The organism is Thermocrinis albus DSM 14484 (genome assembly GCF_000025605.1).
GTDB classification, from domain to species: Bacteria; Aquificota; Aquificia; order Aquificales; family Aquificaceae; genus Thermocrinis; species Thermocrinis albus.
Window position 1 is genome coordinate 47,044 of record NC_013894.1, and the last position, 15,862, is coordinate 62,905.

The window sequence follows — 15,862 nt, forward strand, 5'->3', positions numbered from 1 at the left end:
ATCCTCCTCTATGTGATGAGATCAAAGTTGGCAAATCTCTCCATAAGTTTTCTTACTCTCATCAGAAGAGCCAATCTGTTGGTTCTTATAGCTTCATCTTTGTCCATCACCAGAACACTGTCGAAAAACTCATCTACCACAGGTTTTATCTTCCACAGATCGGAAAGGCTTGGGCTTTCCTCTAGCTGGAGGAGCTTTTCGTAAAGTCTCTTTTCCGCCTCTTCCCTCAGGAGCGTCTCTTTCACCTTGTCCTCCAGCCATCCCTTGGGCAGAATCCTGACCACCCTCCTGTACACCTCCACCACATCTTTAAATCTTTCCTCCTCCCTTATGTTGGCAATGCTCCTTACCAATTTTATCACTTCCAGAGGTCTTAGGGGAGAGTGCACAGACAGAACGGCTCTAACTACATCCTGTCCGTAGGGTTCCAGATAAGCCTCCAGCCGGTTTCTCAGAAACTCCTCCAGTTTTGGACTCACCTCCACAAGATCATCTATGTGAAGATCCAGTTGATGGGCATCTATGATGGCCAGTACTCCAAAGGCGGCACGCTTGAGGCCATAAGGATCCGAACTACCTGTGGGAACTTCCCCTGCTTCTAAGAGGGTCTTTATGGTATCCAGCTTGTCGGCAAGAGAGAGAACGTAAGAGACGGGACTCAGAGGGACTGGATCATGGGCTCTGGCAGGAAGGTACTGCTCGTAAAGAGCACGTGCCACCTCTTCATCCTCACCTTGTGCCTTGGCATACACGTAACCCATATAACCTTGAAGTTCGTCCATCTCCCTCACCATATGGGTAAGTAGGTCTGCCTTGGAAAGGTAAGCGGCTCTTTTTATCTTCTCTTTGATCCCTTCTTCTAAATTAAGGGTACCGGCTATTTTCTGAGATAGCTCCATCACCCTTATGGTTTTGTCCCACATACTGCCGGCTCGTGGATGAAACACCACACCCGAGAGCTGTTCCACCAGCTGGTCCAACGGACGCTTAAGATCCTCCTTATAGAAGAAGAGGGCATCCTCCAGCCTAGCCTTTACCACTTTCCTGTATCCTTCCACTATTTCACCGTTCTTCGGGGCGTTGTTACTGACAGCTAAGAAGAAAGGTAGTAGTCTATCTTCCTCTTGAGACCTTACACAGAAGAACCTTTGGTGATGGGCCAAAACCGTAATTATCACCTTCTCAGGAAGTTCCAGGTACTTATCTTCAAAGCTTCCCACCACCACAAAGGGAAACTCCACCAGGTTGGCCACCTCTTCTTGGAGGCCTTCAGGATACTCGGGTACACCCCCTAACCTGTAGGCCTCTTCCTTTAGCATGCTGAGGATTAGTCCCAGCCTCTCGTTAAACTGGGGTATTACGTAAGCGTCTGTCAGTTTCTGAAGATACTCCTCTGCGGAACCTAGCTCTATCCAACCGGAGGAGAGAAATCGGTGACCCTTTGTCTTTCTGTCAGCCTTTATGTTTCCGAAGGTGAGGGGAACTATTTGATCACCCCAAAGGGCACATATCCACCTTACGGGTCTTGAGAAACGCACACCGGAGGAGTCCCACCTCATGCTTTTGGGAAAAGGTACCGAAAGAAGGATCTCTTCAAAACTCTTGGAGAGAAGCTCCAAAGGGCTCTCCTCTTTGACTATTCTGCGTACAGCTACGTACGTACCTCTGTCCTTCTGAAGGTGGATAAGATCCTCCTCACGTGCCTTCACCCTATCCAGAAAGGCAAGGAGTGCTTTTGTAGGTTTACCATCCTGGTAAGCCACCGAAAGGGGTGGACCCACAATCAGCTCCTCTCTTTCCTCTCCTTCGTTCTTAAAGTCCTTCAGGTAAAAGGCCAGTCTGCGGGGTGTGGCGTAGGTGATTAAATCGTCCCTCTTCAGGAGGACTGAAAATCTCTCTCTAAGATACTCTACCGCCAGTGGTATAACACGGGCTGGCAGCTCTTCCGTACCTATCTCTATCAGAAGGTCCATGTTATATCACCTCAGACAGGATAAGTCGGGAGAGATTTTCCCAATAGGTTCCCCTGTATTTCTCAGCTATCGTGTTTAATATCTTAGTGGCTTCTGATTTGTTACCTAAGGCCATCTGTACCTGTGCTTTCAGAATCTGGGCAGAGGGATAGTTGAAGTTCTCCTCCGTTATGGAGGTCAGTTCTTGAAGAGCTTTGTTGTACTGGCCCTTAGTGTAGTAGTAAAAAGCCAACCTCTCCCTGTAGAGGGCAGACAGGTCCCTATCCTTGGTAGATTCCAGTATGTCCTTGAGGATTCCCTCCTCGTTGGTATCCTGCATCTTCAGTAGGTAGGAAAGAAGGAGAGGTCTCAGTGGACCGGCATTGTCCTTGGTTTTCTGTATAAGATCTCTAGCCTTTTGGTAGTCTCCTGCCTGTAAGAGCCTTCTTATCTCCCACTCGGTGTAAGAAACCCTCTGAAGGTTCTTCTGGCGGTTTTGCTGATAAAGGAAGAAAATCCCTGCCGATAGGGTCAGTACTCCCGCCGCTGCGAGACCAGCCCAGATAATCCTACGCATTGGGAAAAATTTTAAACTATAATTAGAGACATGTTCAGCGGTTCTATAGTGGCCCTCATAACGCCTTTCAAAAACGGAGAGGTGGATTATGAAGCCCTCAGGAACTTGGTGGAGTTTCACATAAGGGGTGGTACCGACGCCATTCTGGTTTGCGGGACTACGGGAGAGGCACCCACCCTTACCTTTGAGGAGCACGAGAAGGTAATAGAGGAGACGGTAAAGTATGCGGCAGGCAGGATAAAGGTCATAGCGGGGACAGGTGCCAACGCCACCCACGAAGCTATAGAGCTTACCAGTCATGCCAAGAAGGTGGGGGCCGATGCCTGCCTTTTGGTGGTTCCTTACTACAACAAACCAACGCAGGAAGGCATATATCGCCACTTTAAAACAGTGGCTGACGAGGTGGATATTCCCATAATCCTTTACAACATTCCCTCTCGCACAGGGGTAGAGATCGCTCCCGAAACCATCTACAGGCTGGTGAAAGAATGCCCTAACGTGGTAGGTTCCAAGGAATCTACACCCAGTATGGACAGGATATCGGAACTGAGAAGACTGTTGGGGGACAACTTCACCATACTTTCCGGAGATGACTCTCTCACACTACCTATGATGGCCTTGGGAGCAAAAGGCGTCATATCTGTTGCCAACAATGTGTTGCCCAAAGAGGTGAAGGCTCTCACGCGTTATGCCCTTGAAGGTGACTTTAGAAGGGCTCGTGAACTCCACTACTATCTTTGGGATCTCTTTAAGATCCTCTTTGTGGAGACAAACCCCATACCTGTGAAAACAGCCTGTTGGTTGATGGGATTGTGTGAGAAAGAGTTCCGTCTTCCCCTCTGTGAGATGAGACCTGAAAACGAGAGAAAGCTGGTGGAGGTCCTCCGTCGTTATAACATTCCCATAGTGAGGGATGTACAATATTAAATAGTATGAGATTTAAGGAGCCTTACAAAGGCTGGGAACTGGAGTTCCAGCTGGTACCTGTGGAGAAGATACGCATACCTTCCATACAGAGGGAACTCTCCGATATGCATATAAAAAGATTGGTGGAGTCTATAGAGAAGGTGGGTTTCATAGAGCCCATCACCTTGGTACCCGCCCAAGAGGAAGGTTATTACGAGGTGATAAACGGCCAGCATCGTCTGGAAGCCGCCAAAATTCTGGGTATAAGGGAGCTCCCCGCCATAATTCTTCCCTCCTCTGCCAAAAACTACATCATAGCCCTAAACACGGAGAAAGTGCCTTCTCTTAAGGACAGAGCACACCAAGCCTACGAGATCTTCATGGATCACCTGAAGGCCAACCCTGATACCAAGGAGTACGAGCTGGAGCCTATGGTGGAGGATGCTTATCTCCTCACTATAGGTTTTGTGGTGGATCACTTTAAAGACAAAAAGTTTCCAGGGTATGCCTTTGAGAAAATCCTGAAGAAAGTGGATTTCTTCTTGAACGATCCTCTCTCCGCAGCCAAGGAAGAACGCCAGAAGAGGGCTGAGGTTCTTCTGAAAGCTAAGGAGATCCTCAACAGAAGGTACGAAGAGCTTCAGCTTAAGAACCCCCTTCAGAAGGAGGCGATAGTAAGCAAAGCTTTTCAAGAGGTGTACGGTAGGTACGTGAGGGTGGTGGGAGATGACTTTTATGAGGTCTTTGACAAACTTATAGAGGCTATGCAGAGGATCACCTTTGAAGAAGGAGAACTTCAGGAGCTTTGAAGGTCTCACATCTCAAGAAGCGGCCAGAAGACTAAAACACTACGGTTATAACCTCCTTGAGGCAAAAGGTTTTTCGTCAGACATAAAGCTCCTCTTGGAGCAGTTCTACAACCCTGCTCTCCTTTTACTTCTGGTGGCAGGTTTTCTCTCCTTTGGACTTGGAGATAACGCCGACGGCCTTATCATAAGCGTCATAGTAATCTTCTCTGTTCTTCTCACCTTCCTGCAGGAAAGATCCGCCATAAGGTCGGTGGAAGATCTCGTTGCTCAGACCAGTATTAGGAGTGAGGTCCTGAGGGATGGAACGTGGAAGGAGGTGAGGGTAGAGGAGGTGGTGCCCGGAGACGTGGTACGGCTCGCTGCTGGAGACGTGGTGCCCGCAGACGGTGTCATCTTAGAAGCCAGGGATCTCTTTATCAGTGAAGCCTTACTGACGGGTGAGGTTTATCCTGTGGAAAAGATAGAGGGGGATGAGGTCTTTAGGGGCACCCACGTGGTTAGTGGTTTCGCCATCATGTCGGTACAGAAGACAGGGATGCAAACGAAAATGGGGGAGATATGGAGCAGGATAAAGGTTTATAAAACATCCACCGAGTTTGAAAACTCTCTTCGTCAGTTTGGTACAACCATCATGGTGCTGGCCTTTGTACTCAGCTTTGTCATATTTGCCACTCATATGTACTTCAGAAGGTCTTTTTTTGAATCTCTGACTTTCTCTCTTGCTGTGTCTATAGGTATGTCTCCTGTACTTCTTCCCGCTATAGTGAGTGTGAGCTTGGCGCGCGGAGCGCGCCGTATGGCCAAAAAGAAAGTGGTGGTAAAGAAGCTATCTTCCCTTTATAACTTGGGTAGTATGAACATTCTGTGTTGTGATAAAACGGGGACACTCACAGAAAATGTGTTGCACCTTTCGGATTGCAAAGGTTCTATAGGACAAGAAGAGCCTTTGGTCTCTTACTTTCTTTACCTCAACTCTCACTTCCAGACGGGGTACAGAAACCCAATAGACGATGCTGTTTTGAAGGCTCTAAGGTACGATGTTGTTCATATACGTAAGCTGGATGAGATTCCCTATGACTTTGTTCGTAAAAGGTTGTCGGTTCTGCTGGAGTTCCCTGAGTGGGGTAACGTGATGATATGTAAGGGAGCCTTTTATCAAGTGCTAAGGGGGTGTAGTAAAGTCTACATAGGCGGTAGAGAAGAGGACATAGAGGATTATCTCACCGATATAGAGAGCTACTATCTGAAACTTTCGCAACAAGGCCTGAGGCTGATAGCGGTTGCCTACAAAAAGATAGAGGGTGACAGGATAGGAAGGGAGGATGAGCAGAACATGGTCTTTTTGGGCTTTGCCATCTTTGAGGATCCGGTAAAGGCAAGTGCCTACGATGCGGTAAGAAGGTTACGGGAGATGGGTGTAGGTCTTAAGATCATAACGGGAGATAGTAAGGACGTAGCGGTTTACGTAGCCAAGAAGTTCGGTCTGGGTGATGCTGTGACAGGTAAGGAGCTGGATCTTCTGACGGAAGATGCTCTTATGGCTGTGGTGGAAAAGCACGATGTGTTTGCGGAGGTAAACCCCTTTCACAAAGAGAGGATAGTGAGAGCCTTGAGAAAAAAAGGTTACGTGGTGGGTTTCTTGGGGGATGGTATAAACGACATTCCTGCCATGAGAGAAGCCGATGTCTCTATATCCGTTAACAATGCGGTAGACATCGCCAAGGATAGTGCCGATATACTCCTGATGGAAGAGGATCTGTCGGTGATGGCAGATGGCATAGAGGAGGGTAGAAAAGTGCTCCAGAACACTTTCAAGTACCTGCGGATACAGAGCAGTTCCAACTTTGGGAATATGTTCTCCATGACGGGAGCCAGTTTACTGATACCCTTTATCCCTATGCTCCCTCAGCAGGTACTTTTCAACAACTTACTTTCGGACCTCGCTCTGAGCACCTTACCCTTTGACCGGGTGCCTGACGAAAACGTAAGGAGGCCTGTGAGACTACGTGTGGATGATATTGTGAAATTTATGGTGGTCTATGGTCCCCTCTCGTCGGTGTTTGATTACATCACCTTCTTCTTCTTACTGGGATACCTACATACCACTGAGACAGTTTTCAGAACCGGCTGGTTTTTAGAGTCCGGAATAACCCAGATGATGGTGGTCTTGGTTCTGAGAAGTAGGCTGGATCCGTGGAAGGACGTTCCTGCAAAGCCCCTCCTTGTCAGCACTTTGGGAATATCGCTCCTTTACCTGCCGCTCCTTTACACTCCCGTGGGGTATCTTCTGGATCTGGTCCCACTACCCTTGAAGATACTTGTAGGGATACTCTTGATAAATGTAACCTACCTTATATGCGCTAACATCACCAAACGTTTCGTATACTAACAGGTTCAGTTGAGCATGGCCAGTATCTGGTGTTTCAGAATATGAGCGGGCTTAAAGTTGGGTTCTATCTTCAGAGCATTTTCCAACTCTACGAGAGCATCTTTGTACATTCCCTTTGCCAGATACACCTTTGCCAGGTTGATGTGGGGAAAGTGGCGTGGTTCATAATTTTTGGCTACTATCGCTCTCTTAAGCCAGGGTATAGCCTCGTCGTACCTACCTAGGGCTATCAGGTAAGATCCTATGTCGTTGTACGGGTTTCCCAACTCTGGGTCCAGCTCTATGGCCTTTAGACAGAGTTCTATAGCCTTTTCGTAATCTCCCAGCATGCTGTAAGCCCATCCCATGAAAGTGTAAGCTATAGCGGTGGGTTTCTTCTCTATGGACCTTTGGTAAAACTCTATGGCTCGCTTTATATCTCCCATCATATGAAGTTGGTATGCCTTTCGGAAAAGTTCTTCCGCCTCTCTCTCCAGGTCCTTCATGGCTCTCCTCCTATAGTTAATTTAATCTTGTTAACAAACTTGACAATATGGGACTAAATGGTATATAGAGACTTGACAAAGGTTTGCTAAAACTTATTATGAATATGCTGGAGGTGAAGGAATGCCCGCCTCTAAGAAGGATTACTACGAGATACTAGGTGTGCCGAGAAACGCTTCCCAGGAGGAAATAAAGAAGGCATACCGTAGGCTTGCGCGTAAGTACCATCCCGACTTTAACAAAGACCCAGAGGCTCAGGAGAAGTTTAAGGAAATTAACGAAGCTTACCAAGTGCTGTCGGATCCGGAGAAGAGAAGGCTTTACGATCAGTACGGTCACGACGCCTTTGTGGCGCAACAGGGGGGAAATTCATATCAGGACTTTGGCACACCTTTTGGGGACTTGGGAGAGATACTGGAGGAGATGGTACGCAACTTCGGTTTCAGTGATATCTTCGGTAGAGCCACGAGGGAGAGGAGGCGGACCACCAGGAGACCCGTTAAGGGTGAGGACATATATTACACCGTGGAGATATCTCTGGAAGAAGCCTTCAGTGGGACCACAGTCAGTATACCTCTGGTGAGGGAGATAAGCTGCGATGTGTGTGGGGGTGAGGGTTACGATCCTAGCAAGGGTAGTAGGATATGTCCCACATGCGGAGGTTCAGGTTTTGTGGCTCAAAGGGTGGCCTTCATCAACATATCCCAGACGTGTCCCACATGTGGTGGTGAGGGAGTGTTGAGGGAGCCTTGTTCTAAGTGTGGTGGTAAGGGTACTGTCTCCGTCAGAGAAGAGATAAAGGTGAGAATACCGCCGGGTGTAGATAACGGCAGTAAGGTACTGGTGGAGGGTAAAGGGCACGCGGGTATGTATGGGGGTCCTCCCGGTGATCTTTACATACTGATAAAAGTGAGACCTCATCGTGTTTTTGAAAGGAGGGGGGACCATCTCTACGTGGACGTGAATCTTAAGTTCAGTGAGGCCGTACTGGGAACAGAGTTGGAGATACCCACTCTATCGGGTGAAAGGGTAAGGGTAAAGGTACCTGCTGGTGTTAGGGAAGGGGAGGTTATCCGTGTGGAAGGTCACGGTATGCCACGTCTAAGGGGATCTGGGAGGGGTGATCTTATGGTGAGGGTGCACATAGATGTTCCCAAGCTCAGTCTTTTAGATAGGTTGTGGGGTGATGGTAAGAGGTTGAAGGACCTACTTCAGGAACTGGATAAACTTCTTCCTGAACCTAAGAGACTGGTGGAGAGGGAAACATGAGGCAGGAGAGGAAGGAGAAGTTCACTATAGGTATAGTGGCGGAGATGTACAAAATACATCCCCAAACCTTGAGACTCTATGAGAAGGAGGGGCTTTTAAAACCTTCTCGCAGTAAAGGAAGGACCCGTTACTATACACGGGAAGATCTGGAGAGGTTGGAGTTTATCCTCTTCCTTTCCAGAGAGCTAGGTGTTAATCTGGCGGGTATAGACATAATCCTCCGTATGAAAGATCAGATAGAGGAGTTGGAGAAGCAGCTGCAAAAGTTGGTAGAGTTTATACAGCGCGAGCTTTCTGAGAAGTACGAAAGAAACGAGGAGATAAAGTCCATAGTGCTGGCTCAAAGAAGAACTGTTATAAAATTGGAGGACATACTGAGCAGAGATGAAGATAAGGGAGACTGATCTTCCGGGAATAGGGAAGAAGTACGCTGTCACCCTCAAAGAGGGTAGGGATCTGGTCATCATCATATACAACACGGGAAGAAGGGAGATATACCTTATGGAAGATGAAGAAGCTGTGTGCGTGGTGGAACTTACCGACGAGGAAGCCAAAGAGTTGGGGTTCTTGATAGCAGGTGCTGTTTACCAACCCGTAAGTTCTGAAAAGATGGAGATATTCCTCCGACAGATGGTGATGGAGTGGGTGAAGGTAGAAAAGGGCTCATCCCTTGTAGGGAAGAGCATAGCTCAGTTACAGATAAGAAAGCGTACAGGTGTGTCGGTGGTGGCTATAGACAGGGGAGGGAGTATGATACCAAGCCCTGATCCTTACAACGAAGTGATAAAGGAGGGAGACGTTCTCATAGTGGTGGGTACAAGACAGCAGATTAACAGTTTCATGGAGTTGTGTGGAAGGTGTAGCACTAAATGAACCAAACCCACATCCTATGGGAGACAGGTATTCTGTTTACCACCCTCTATCTGTGGGCATACCTTCTGGCTAGATGGAAAGTACCTTACATAGTCTCCTTCTTGCTGGCAGGTTTTGTGGGAAAACTCCTCTTTCCCCTCAGCTCCCTTCACGTTCTGTCCTTGCTGGAGCAGTCAGCGGTTATCCTTTTGTTCTTCTTTGTAGGTCTTGAGTACTCCTTTGAGAGGCTTGCGGGTATGTGGAGGGTGATAACACCCTCCCTCGTAGATCTCTTGCTGAACTTGATACCCCTCTTCCTGTTAGCCTACTTAATCACAAAAGATCCTCATCTATCCTTTGTACTGGCAGCGGCTCTGTATCCTTCCAGTACAGCCATAGTGGCTAAACTTATGACTGATTACCGAAGGCTTATTCTTCCAGAGGCGGACCTTCTGATAGGGATCCTCATATTTGAGGATCTGGTGGCCATACTTCTCCTATCGGTGGTATCTGCAAAGACATCCTCCCATCAAGTACATCAGGTTTTTCTTACGGTGATACTAACTCTCACTCTCTTTGTGGTTCTAAGAAGACAGATAGCTTCTGTCTGGGGGCGTTTGGAAAGGCAGAGTCAGGAGAACATCTTTCCCCTCCTACTCTTAGGCCTTCTCTTAGGTCTTGCCGGACTTTCTTCTATGGTAGGTGTGCCGGAGGCTCTTGTGGCCTTTCTTTTAGGTGTGTCGGTACCTGAAGAGTCACAGACCTTTAGGAACATAGAGCGTAGCCTGTGGAGTTTGAGGGAACTCGCTGTAGCGGTGTTCTTTTTCTCTTTCACTTATCACACAGATCTTTCTCAGACCTTAGAGTGGAATCTGATATTGGTCCTTTTACTGGCCTCCTTGCTTCTGAAAACCTTATCCACCTTTCTGGGGGGTCTTCTTTACGGTCTTAGTAGAAGAGTTTCTCTGAGGGCAAGTCTCTCCTTTTTACCGAAAGGAGAGTTCTCGGTAATAATGGCCAGTTACGTACCGGCCGCTCAACCTATCGTGTTCCTGGTGGTTATCTCCACAGCCCTTTTGGGAAGTATTTTCTTTATACTGGCTCCATACTTAACGAAGCTGCTCTTCTCTTCAACAAAGAAAGTAGGACCTCCTCCAGCTCCGCCCTCCTGACCTCCAAGTCATCCTCCGGTGCAACCTGTATCTCTTCAGCCACCAACAACTTAGCCTTTGTAAAAGGAAGAGGTATGACCATTCTGTCCCATGTAGGAAGCTCCAGCTTTTTCTCAAACCAAGCATAGGCAGGTACTATGGGAGCTGAGGTTTTCTGGGCCAAGAAAACAACACCTTCTTTAACCCTAAAGGCCGGACCCTTGGGACCATCCACGGTGATGGCTATGTTTCTACCCTCCTTGATATATTCCATCAGCTTTAGGAGGGCCACCCTTCCACCCTTTTCCACCTTACCTTCTTCAGAAGAACCCCTAACCACTATATATCCCAGCTTTTCCAAAAGGCGTGCTGCCAGCTCACCGTCTCTGAACCTACTGGCTAAAGTGACGATACCTCTGTCTATACCCAAAAGAGCTATACCCAGAGCGTTCCCGTGCCATATGGCGTAGATCTTTCCCCTGTCTCTGTCAAAGTCGTAACGTTTCTCCCACCTTATGGTTCTAGAAAGGAGCCTCAGTAGAAGGGAGAAAACAGGTGTGAGAAGAAGGGCCAGTAGTAGGAGTTTTCTCTTCATCTGAGGGCCTCCAACACGCTTTCTACGTGGTTCTTCAACCACTTTTCGTCCAACCAAGGGAGGGGATTTACCTCATAGCCCTGCACCAAAATGCCAAAGTGAAGATGATCTCCCAGCGCGAGCCCCGTTTTTCCTGTCCGGCCTATTATGTCACCCTTCCTCACATACTGACCTTCCTTCACCTGTATACTGGACAGGTGTCCGTACAGGCTCATGAGACCCAAACCGTGATCTATCACCACAGTGTTACCGTATATGCCAAGAGGTCCGGTGAAGACCACCACACCGTTGTTGGAGGCTTCCACAGGCGCTCTCTCCACAGAGGCAAAGTCGTAACCCATATGTCTACTGGAGCTTACCAGTTGATCTTGGTAGTAGTAATACCTTACATCACCGTAAGTGGCTAGCACTTTACTGTTTCTGAGTTGGAGGAAGGCACCCTCCCAAAGTTTTTTGGGCTCACTTCTTGAGCCTATCTCTGCAAGCTTTTCTACGTTCTTTCTCCTCCACTCCTCGTTAACTTTTTTAAAGGCGGTGATGGGGTCCAGTCCTTTACCCTCTTCTCCTAAAAGGGGTAGTATAGCTTCCTTTACAAAGGTTTCATCTATCTTCAGCTTGTCTTCTTTAAACTTCTGAGCTACGATTTTTATTATCAGATCCTCTCTAGATACGTTGCCTGCCTGATCCTGTGCTGTTATCTCCAGTCTCATGTCGTGAATAGCATCTACATGTACGGGGAGCATGAGAAAGTATCTTCCTTTTCCCAAAGGGTAAAACTCATATTCTTTACCTTCCACACGCGCCATCAGTTTAGCACCCTCTTCGCTGAAAACACCTACAGCCACCACACCACCCTGCTGTGCCTGTCTTGAGTAAGCTACCACCTCCAAAGGTGGTGGTGTGAGGTCTACAAAACTGTCCAACTGATAGCTTCTCTTTCTGAGAAAACCGGAAGAAAGCTCCACTGTGAGCTTTACTCTTCCTTCCTTTAATCCCAGTTTCTGAGCATCTATGGGAACTATCCATTTCTCTGAACCTTCTTTCTTCTCTCCTTTGAAGATCTCTATCTTTTTCCCATTCTGCTCGGCTGTTATCACCACTTCACGGGCAGGGGGACTTACCATCAAGATCTTTTCAGATTTAAGAGGCAGAAAACCTAAAGCCTCCGGATTTTTAAGAACAGGTCTTCCGGTGATGGCTATATAGAGAAGGTAGATGGAAAGGAGCAGGAGCGATAGGAGGGCTAAAGGTTTCAAGAAACGCAGAGGGTTCCTCCTTTCAGTGTACGAGTAGCGTGGGTATCTGTACCTCATTTCTCCAAAACCACCCCGTACCAGCCTCTCATCTTCACTATTTTAACCACCTTATGATCCTGAAACAGTTTTAAGAACTTTTCCAGATCATCTCCACCGTAAAGTCCAGAAAAGACTCCCCTTACCGAAAAGAGCCTCTTTATGTGGGTAGCCTCCTTCTCAAAGATGGGTAGTTCCAGATTGGCTACCAGAAACTGATAACTCTCTTCAAGGTCTGCGGGCGTAGCCTGCTTTACTTGGAGGCTCACTCCGTTCCTCTTGGCGTTCTCCTTAGTTTCCTCTACAGCCCTTTCGTCTATGTCTATGGCCAGCACCTCTCTCGCCCCTAACTTGGCCAGAGCTATAGAGAGAATACCGGAGCCACACCCCACATCTAAGGCTGTCCAACCTGGCAGAAAGTACTTTTCTATAAGCCTCAGGCACACCTTAGTGGTGGGATGTAGGCCTGTTCCGAAAGCCATGCCCGGATTCACACTTATGGGTATAAGGTCAGGCCTGTGGATGAGGAAGGACCCTACTGTGAAGGGTCTGAAAATCCTCTCTTGTGGTACTATCTTTACCTCCTGAACCGCCTGTGGAGTGAGGTCTTCCACAGGTTCGTAGGTGGCAAAGGTTATCAAGTTCTCTTCCTGAGATATCAGTTCCACACCCTTCTTGTAAGCCAAAAGGAAGTTGTAAAACTCCTCTTCCGAAAGCTGGTATATGTACTTCTTCACAGGAAGCGCTCCCTGAGAGTTTGAGCGTAATATTTACTGAGAGAGAAGAACTTTCTGGCCCTCAGAAGATGTTTCTCTTTCTCCTCTTGAGATAAGTAAGGATCATCCAGCAGGAAGGACTCTACCTTTCCTCTAACATAAGCTCTGTAACTTTTAAAGAAAGGTAGTAGGATATCCATGTCTTCATCTTGAGAGAACTCTCTGTAACTCTCTTCGTAAACTCGTGCCAGATGATGGTATCCTTCAAACTCCAACTCCATGGAAAGAAAACACATATCGTTTATAACATCACCACATCTGAATCTGTCGTTAAACTCTATGCAGTCAAATACACATATACCTTCTTCCAAAAAAGCCACGTGCTCCAGTCTTATATCGCCGTGTCCGTCCCTTATCTTACCCTCTGCGATCCGCCTCTCCATAAGAGAGGAGTACCTTTGGTAGAAGTCATCTACTGTATCCTTTATAAAGTGGTAGTCATGGTGGGATATGGATAATCCTATGTATTTTTCTGTCTGTACAAAGTTCTCATCGGTGTTGAACTTCATCACAGAGACAGCGCCCCATTCGTCCCTCCTTTCAGCTCTCTGGTGAAAAGAAGCTATGTGCTGCGCCAGTGCCTTCATATGAGATTCTTCTACCTTATCCAGCATGTTTATAAGGAGCCTCTCCTGGGGAATTCTCCTCATCTTTACCGCGTACTCCACCACAGAGCTCTCGTCTTCCAACAGATACTCTTCTCCCCTCCTGCTTATGGGAACCACACCCAGATACACCCATGGGCACAGTCTCCTGTTGAGAATCACCTCCTTCTGACAGAACTCCTTCCTTTTTTCCAAAGTGGAGTAATCCAAAAAGCCAAAGTTGACAGGCTTTTTTATTTTGTAGACTACATCGCCTGCTACGATAACCCAACTGGCATGAGTCTGTATTAAGGTTCCACCAGTTTCAGACAGAAGCCACTTTATGAGCTCCATGCTCAGTATATTAAATTTTTTTATAGCCATGTTGGTGGACGAATTTGATGTGGTGGTAATAGGTGGTGGTCATGCTGGGATAGAGGCGGCCTTGGCCAGCGCCCGTATGGGTGCAAAAACCGCCATGTTTGTTTTAAACGCAGACACCATAGGACAGATGTCCTGTAATCCGGCTATAGGTGGTGTGGCCAAGGGTATAGTGGTGAGGGAGATAGACGCTTTAGGAGGGGAGATGGGTAAGGCTATAGACACCACCGGTATACAGTTTAAGATGCTCAACACCCGGAAGGGAAAGGCTGTATGGTCTCCCAGAGCTCAAGCAGATAAGAAGCGCTACAGGGAGTATATGAAAAGGGTGTGTGAACAGCAGGAGAACCTCTACATAAAGCAGGATGAGGTGGTAGACATAGTGGTTGAGAACGACAGAGTAGTGGCGGTGAGAACACGTCTGGGACTGGAGTACAAAACTAAAGCGGTGGTGGTAACCACGGGTACTTTCCTCAACGGTGTTATCTACATAGGAGACAAAACCTTCCCTGCGGGGAGAGCCTGGGAGCCTAGTTCCAAAGATCTTTCCCAGTTTTACAAAAGGCACGGTTTTCCTCTTCTCAGGTTCAAGACAGGTACACCAGCCCGTTTGGATGGCAGAACTATAGATTACTCTGTCTTGGAACCGGCGCCGGGTGATGACCCACCTCCCAAGTTTTCCTTCTGGACTGAACCGATGGGCAGTTACTGGTTCCCTCCAGGAAAGGAACAAGTTCTGTGCTGGATAACCTACACCACACCCAAAACTCACGAAATCATACGGAAAAACCTTCACAGAACAGCTCTGTACGGTGGCCTGATAAAGGGAATAGGACCGCGCTACTGCCCATCCATAGAGGATAAGGTGGTGAAGTTTGCCGACAAGGACAGACACCAGGTTTTCCTTGAACCTGAAGGGTTGGACACTATAGAAGTGTATCCTAACGGACTTTCCACATCTCTGCCGGAGGAAGTTCAGTGGGAACTTTACAGATCAATACCTGGCCTTGAGAAAGTGGAACTTATTAGGCCCGCCTACGCTATAGAGTACGATGTAGTACCACCTACAGAACTTTACCCCACTTTGGAAACCAAGAAGATAAGAGGACTGTTCCATGCAGGCAACTTTAACGGTACCACCGGGTACGAAGAGGCTGCCGGCCAGGGTATCCTTGCCGGTATCAACGCCGCACTGCGTGCTATGGGTAAAGAACCTATATACCTAAGGAGGGACGAAAGTTACATAGGTATCATGGTGGACGATCTTACCACCAAAGGTGTGACGGAACCCTATCGCTTGTTTACTTCCAGATCCGAGTACAGGTTATACCTAAGGCAAGACAACGCCATTTTGAGGCTGGCCCACATAGGTAGAAACTTGGGTCTTCTGTCGGAGGATCAGTACAGAATGGTGAAAGAACTGAAAGAGGAGATCCAGAGGTGGATAGAGTTTTACAAGAGTGCCAGGGTAGTAGTAGCCGTTGGATCTGACACTAGACCTTACACACCCTCTCAACTTCTCACCTCCCAGTACACCCTAGAGGATCTTACCAGGTGGGGTTTTGAGATACCTTCTCATCCTTACGTGAGGGAGGAGGTGGAGATAGAACTTAAGTACGAACCCTACATAGAGAGGGAGAAAAAGCTTAACGAAAAACTTAAGAAACTAGAAGATACTGTCATACCGGAGGATATAGACTATGACAAGGTGCCCGGACTCACCACCGAAGCAAGGGAGAAACTCAAGAAGTTCAGACCCATCACCGTGGGACAAGCCTCCCGCATAGATGGAATAACACCTGCTGCCATAACCGCCCTCTTGGCTTACTTAGGTAAGCTGGACTAA

Annotated in this window: 15 protein-coding genes; 8 read left to right on the forward strand and 7 right to left on the reverse strand. The window is 47.7% G+C overall.

The window, feature by feature from the left end:
• Nucleotides 1-8 precede the first annotated feature (8 nt).
• Both glyS and THAL_RS00250 read right to left on the reverse strand, forming a co-directional pair.
• The gene (gene glyS, locus THAL_RS00245) at nt 9-1,973 is read right to left on the reverse strand and encodes a glycine--tRNA ligase subunit beta (protein WP_012991095.1); all 1,965 of its coding nucleotides are present in this window, start codon (nt 1,971-1,973) and stop codon (nt 9-11) included.
• A 1-nt stretch (nt 1,974) separates the two neighbouring features.
• Complete coding sequence (locus THAL_RS00250; RefSeq protein WP_012991096.1) at nt 1,975-2,529, reverse strand: tetratricopeptide repeat protein; 555 nt, start codon at nt 2,527-2,529, stop codon at nt 1,975-1,977.
• 30 nt (nt 2,530-2,559) lie between these two features.
• On the opposite strand from THAL_RS00250, the gene dapA reads away from it, so the two are divergent.
• Genes dapA through mgtA form a run of 3 tightly spaced genes read left to right on the forward strand, consistent with a single transcriptional unit; the run spans nt 2,560 to nt 6,633 of the window.
• Nucleotides 2,560-3,456 carry a 4-hydroxy-tetrahydrodipicolinate synthase gene (gene dapA / locus THAL_RS00255; RefSeq protein WP_012991097.1) on the forward strand — a complete coding sequence of 299 codons (897 nt, stop codon included), beginning with the start codon at nt 2,560-2,562 and terminating at the stop codon, nt 3,454-3,456.
• Nucleotides 3,457-3,461: 5 nt separating this feature from the next.
• Nucleotides 3,462-4,244 (forward strand): ParB/RepB/Spo0J family partition protein, encoded by a 783-nt coding sequence (locus tag THAL_RS00260; RefSeq protein ID WP_012991098.1) that lies wholly within the window; start codon nt 3,462-3,464, stop codon nt 4,242-4,244.
• Nucleotides 4,216-6,633 carry a magnesium-translocating P-type ATPase gene (gene mgtA, locus THAL_RS00265; protein ID WP_012991099.1) on the forward strand — a complete coding sequence of 806 codons (2,418 nt, stop codon included), beginning with the start codon at nt 4,216-4,218 and terminating at the stop codon, nt 6,631-6,633. Before THAL_RS00260 ends, mgtA begins: the two co-directional genes overlap by 29 nt.
• A gap of 5 nt (nt 6,634-6,638) precedes the next feature.
• Here the strand turns inward: mgtA and THAL_RS00270 are convergent, their stop codons facing one another.
• Complete coding sequence (locus tag THAL_RS00270; RefSeq protein ID WP_012991100.1) at nt 6,639-7,118, reverse strand: tetratricopeptide repeat protein; 480 nt, start codon at nt 7,116-7,118, stop codon at nt 6,639-6,641.
• Between the two features lie 121 nt (nt 7,119-7,239).
• Here THAL_RS00270 and dnaJ point away from each other — a divergent pair, with 121 nt between their 5' ends.
• From dnaJ to THAL_RS00290, 4 genes are read left to right on the forward strand one after another with little or no spacing between them, the layout of a single operon-like run.
• A complete protein-coding gene (dnaJ, locus tag THAL_RS00275) occupies nt 7,240-8,385 on the forward strand; it encodes a molecular chaperone DnaJ (protein ID WP_012991101.1) in 1,146 nt (381 codons plus the stop codon).
• Nucleotides 8,382-8,789 carry a MerR family transcriptional regulator gene (locus THAL_RS00280; RefSeq protein ID WP_012991102.1) on the forward strand — a complete coding sequence of 136 codons (408 nt, stop codon included), beginning with the start codon at nt 8,382-8,384 and terminating at the stop codon, nt 8,787-8,789. Before dnaJ ends, THAL_RS00280 begins: the two co-directional genes overlap by 4 nt.
• The gene (locus THAL_RS00285) at nt 8,770-9,258 is read left to right on the forward strand and encodes a cation:proton antiporter regulatory subunit (protein WP_012991103.1); all 489 of its coding nucleotides are present in this window, start codon (nt 8,770-8,772) and stop codon (nt 9,256-9,258) included. Before THAL_RS00280 ends, THAL_RS00285 begins: the two co-directional genes overlap by 20 nt.
• Entirely contained in the window at nt 9,255-10,409 is a 1,155-nt protein-coding gene (locus tag THAL_RS00290) for a cation:proton antiporter (RefSeq protein WP_012991104.1), read from the forward strand. The genes THAL_RS00285 and THAL_RS00290 overlap by 4 nt, the downstream gene beginning before the upstream one ends.
• Here THAL_RS00290 and THAL_RS00295 read toward each other — a convergent pair.
• Genes THAL_RS00295 through THAL_RS00310 form a run of 4 tightly spaced genes read right to left on the reverse strand, consistent with a single transcriptional unit; the run spans nt 10,330 to nt 13,989 of the window.
• Complete coding sequence (locus THAL_RS00295; protein ID WP_012991105.1) at nt 10,330-10,983, reverse strand: lysophospholipid acyltransferase family protein; 654 nt, start codon at nt 10,981-10,983, stop codon at nt 10,330-10,332. The genes THAL_RS00290 and THAL_RS00295 overlap by 80 nt on opposite strands.
• Nucleotides 10,980-12,296 (reverse strand): M23 family metallopeptidase, encoded by a 1,317-nt coding sequence (locus THAL_RS00300; RefSeq protein WP_012991106.1) that lies wholly within the window; start codon nt 12,294-12,296, stop codon nt 10,980-10,982. Before THAL_RS00300 ends, THAL_RS00295 begins: the two co-directional genes overlap by 4 nt.
• Nucleotides 12,293-13,012, reverse strand: a complete 720-nt coding sequence (locus tag THAL_RS00305) for a 50S ribosomal protein L11 methyltransferase (protein ID WP_012991107.1) — start codon at nt 13,010-13,012, stop codon at nt 12,293-12,295. Before THAL_RS00305 ends, THAL_RS00300 begins: the two co-directional genes overlap by 4 nt.
• Nucleotides 13,009-13,989, reverse strand: coding sequence for a gluconokinase (locus tag THAL_RS00310; protein WP_012991108.1), 981 nt, complete (start codon nt 13,987-13,989; stop codon nt 13,009-13,011). Before THAL_RS00310 ends, THAL_RS00305 begins: the two co-directional genes overlap by 4 nt.
• 28 nt (nt 13,990-14,017) lie before the next feature.
• Between THAL_RS00310 and mnmG the strand changes: the two genes are divergently transcribed.
• Complete coding sequence (gene mnmG / locus THAL_RS00315; RefSeq protein ID WP_012991109.1) at nt 14,018-15,862, forward strand: tRNA uridine-5-carboxymethylaminomethyl(34) synthesis enzyme MnmG; 1,845 nt, start codon at nt 14,018-14,020, stop codon at nt 15,860-15,862.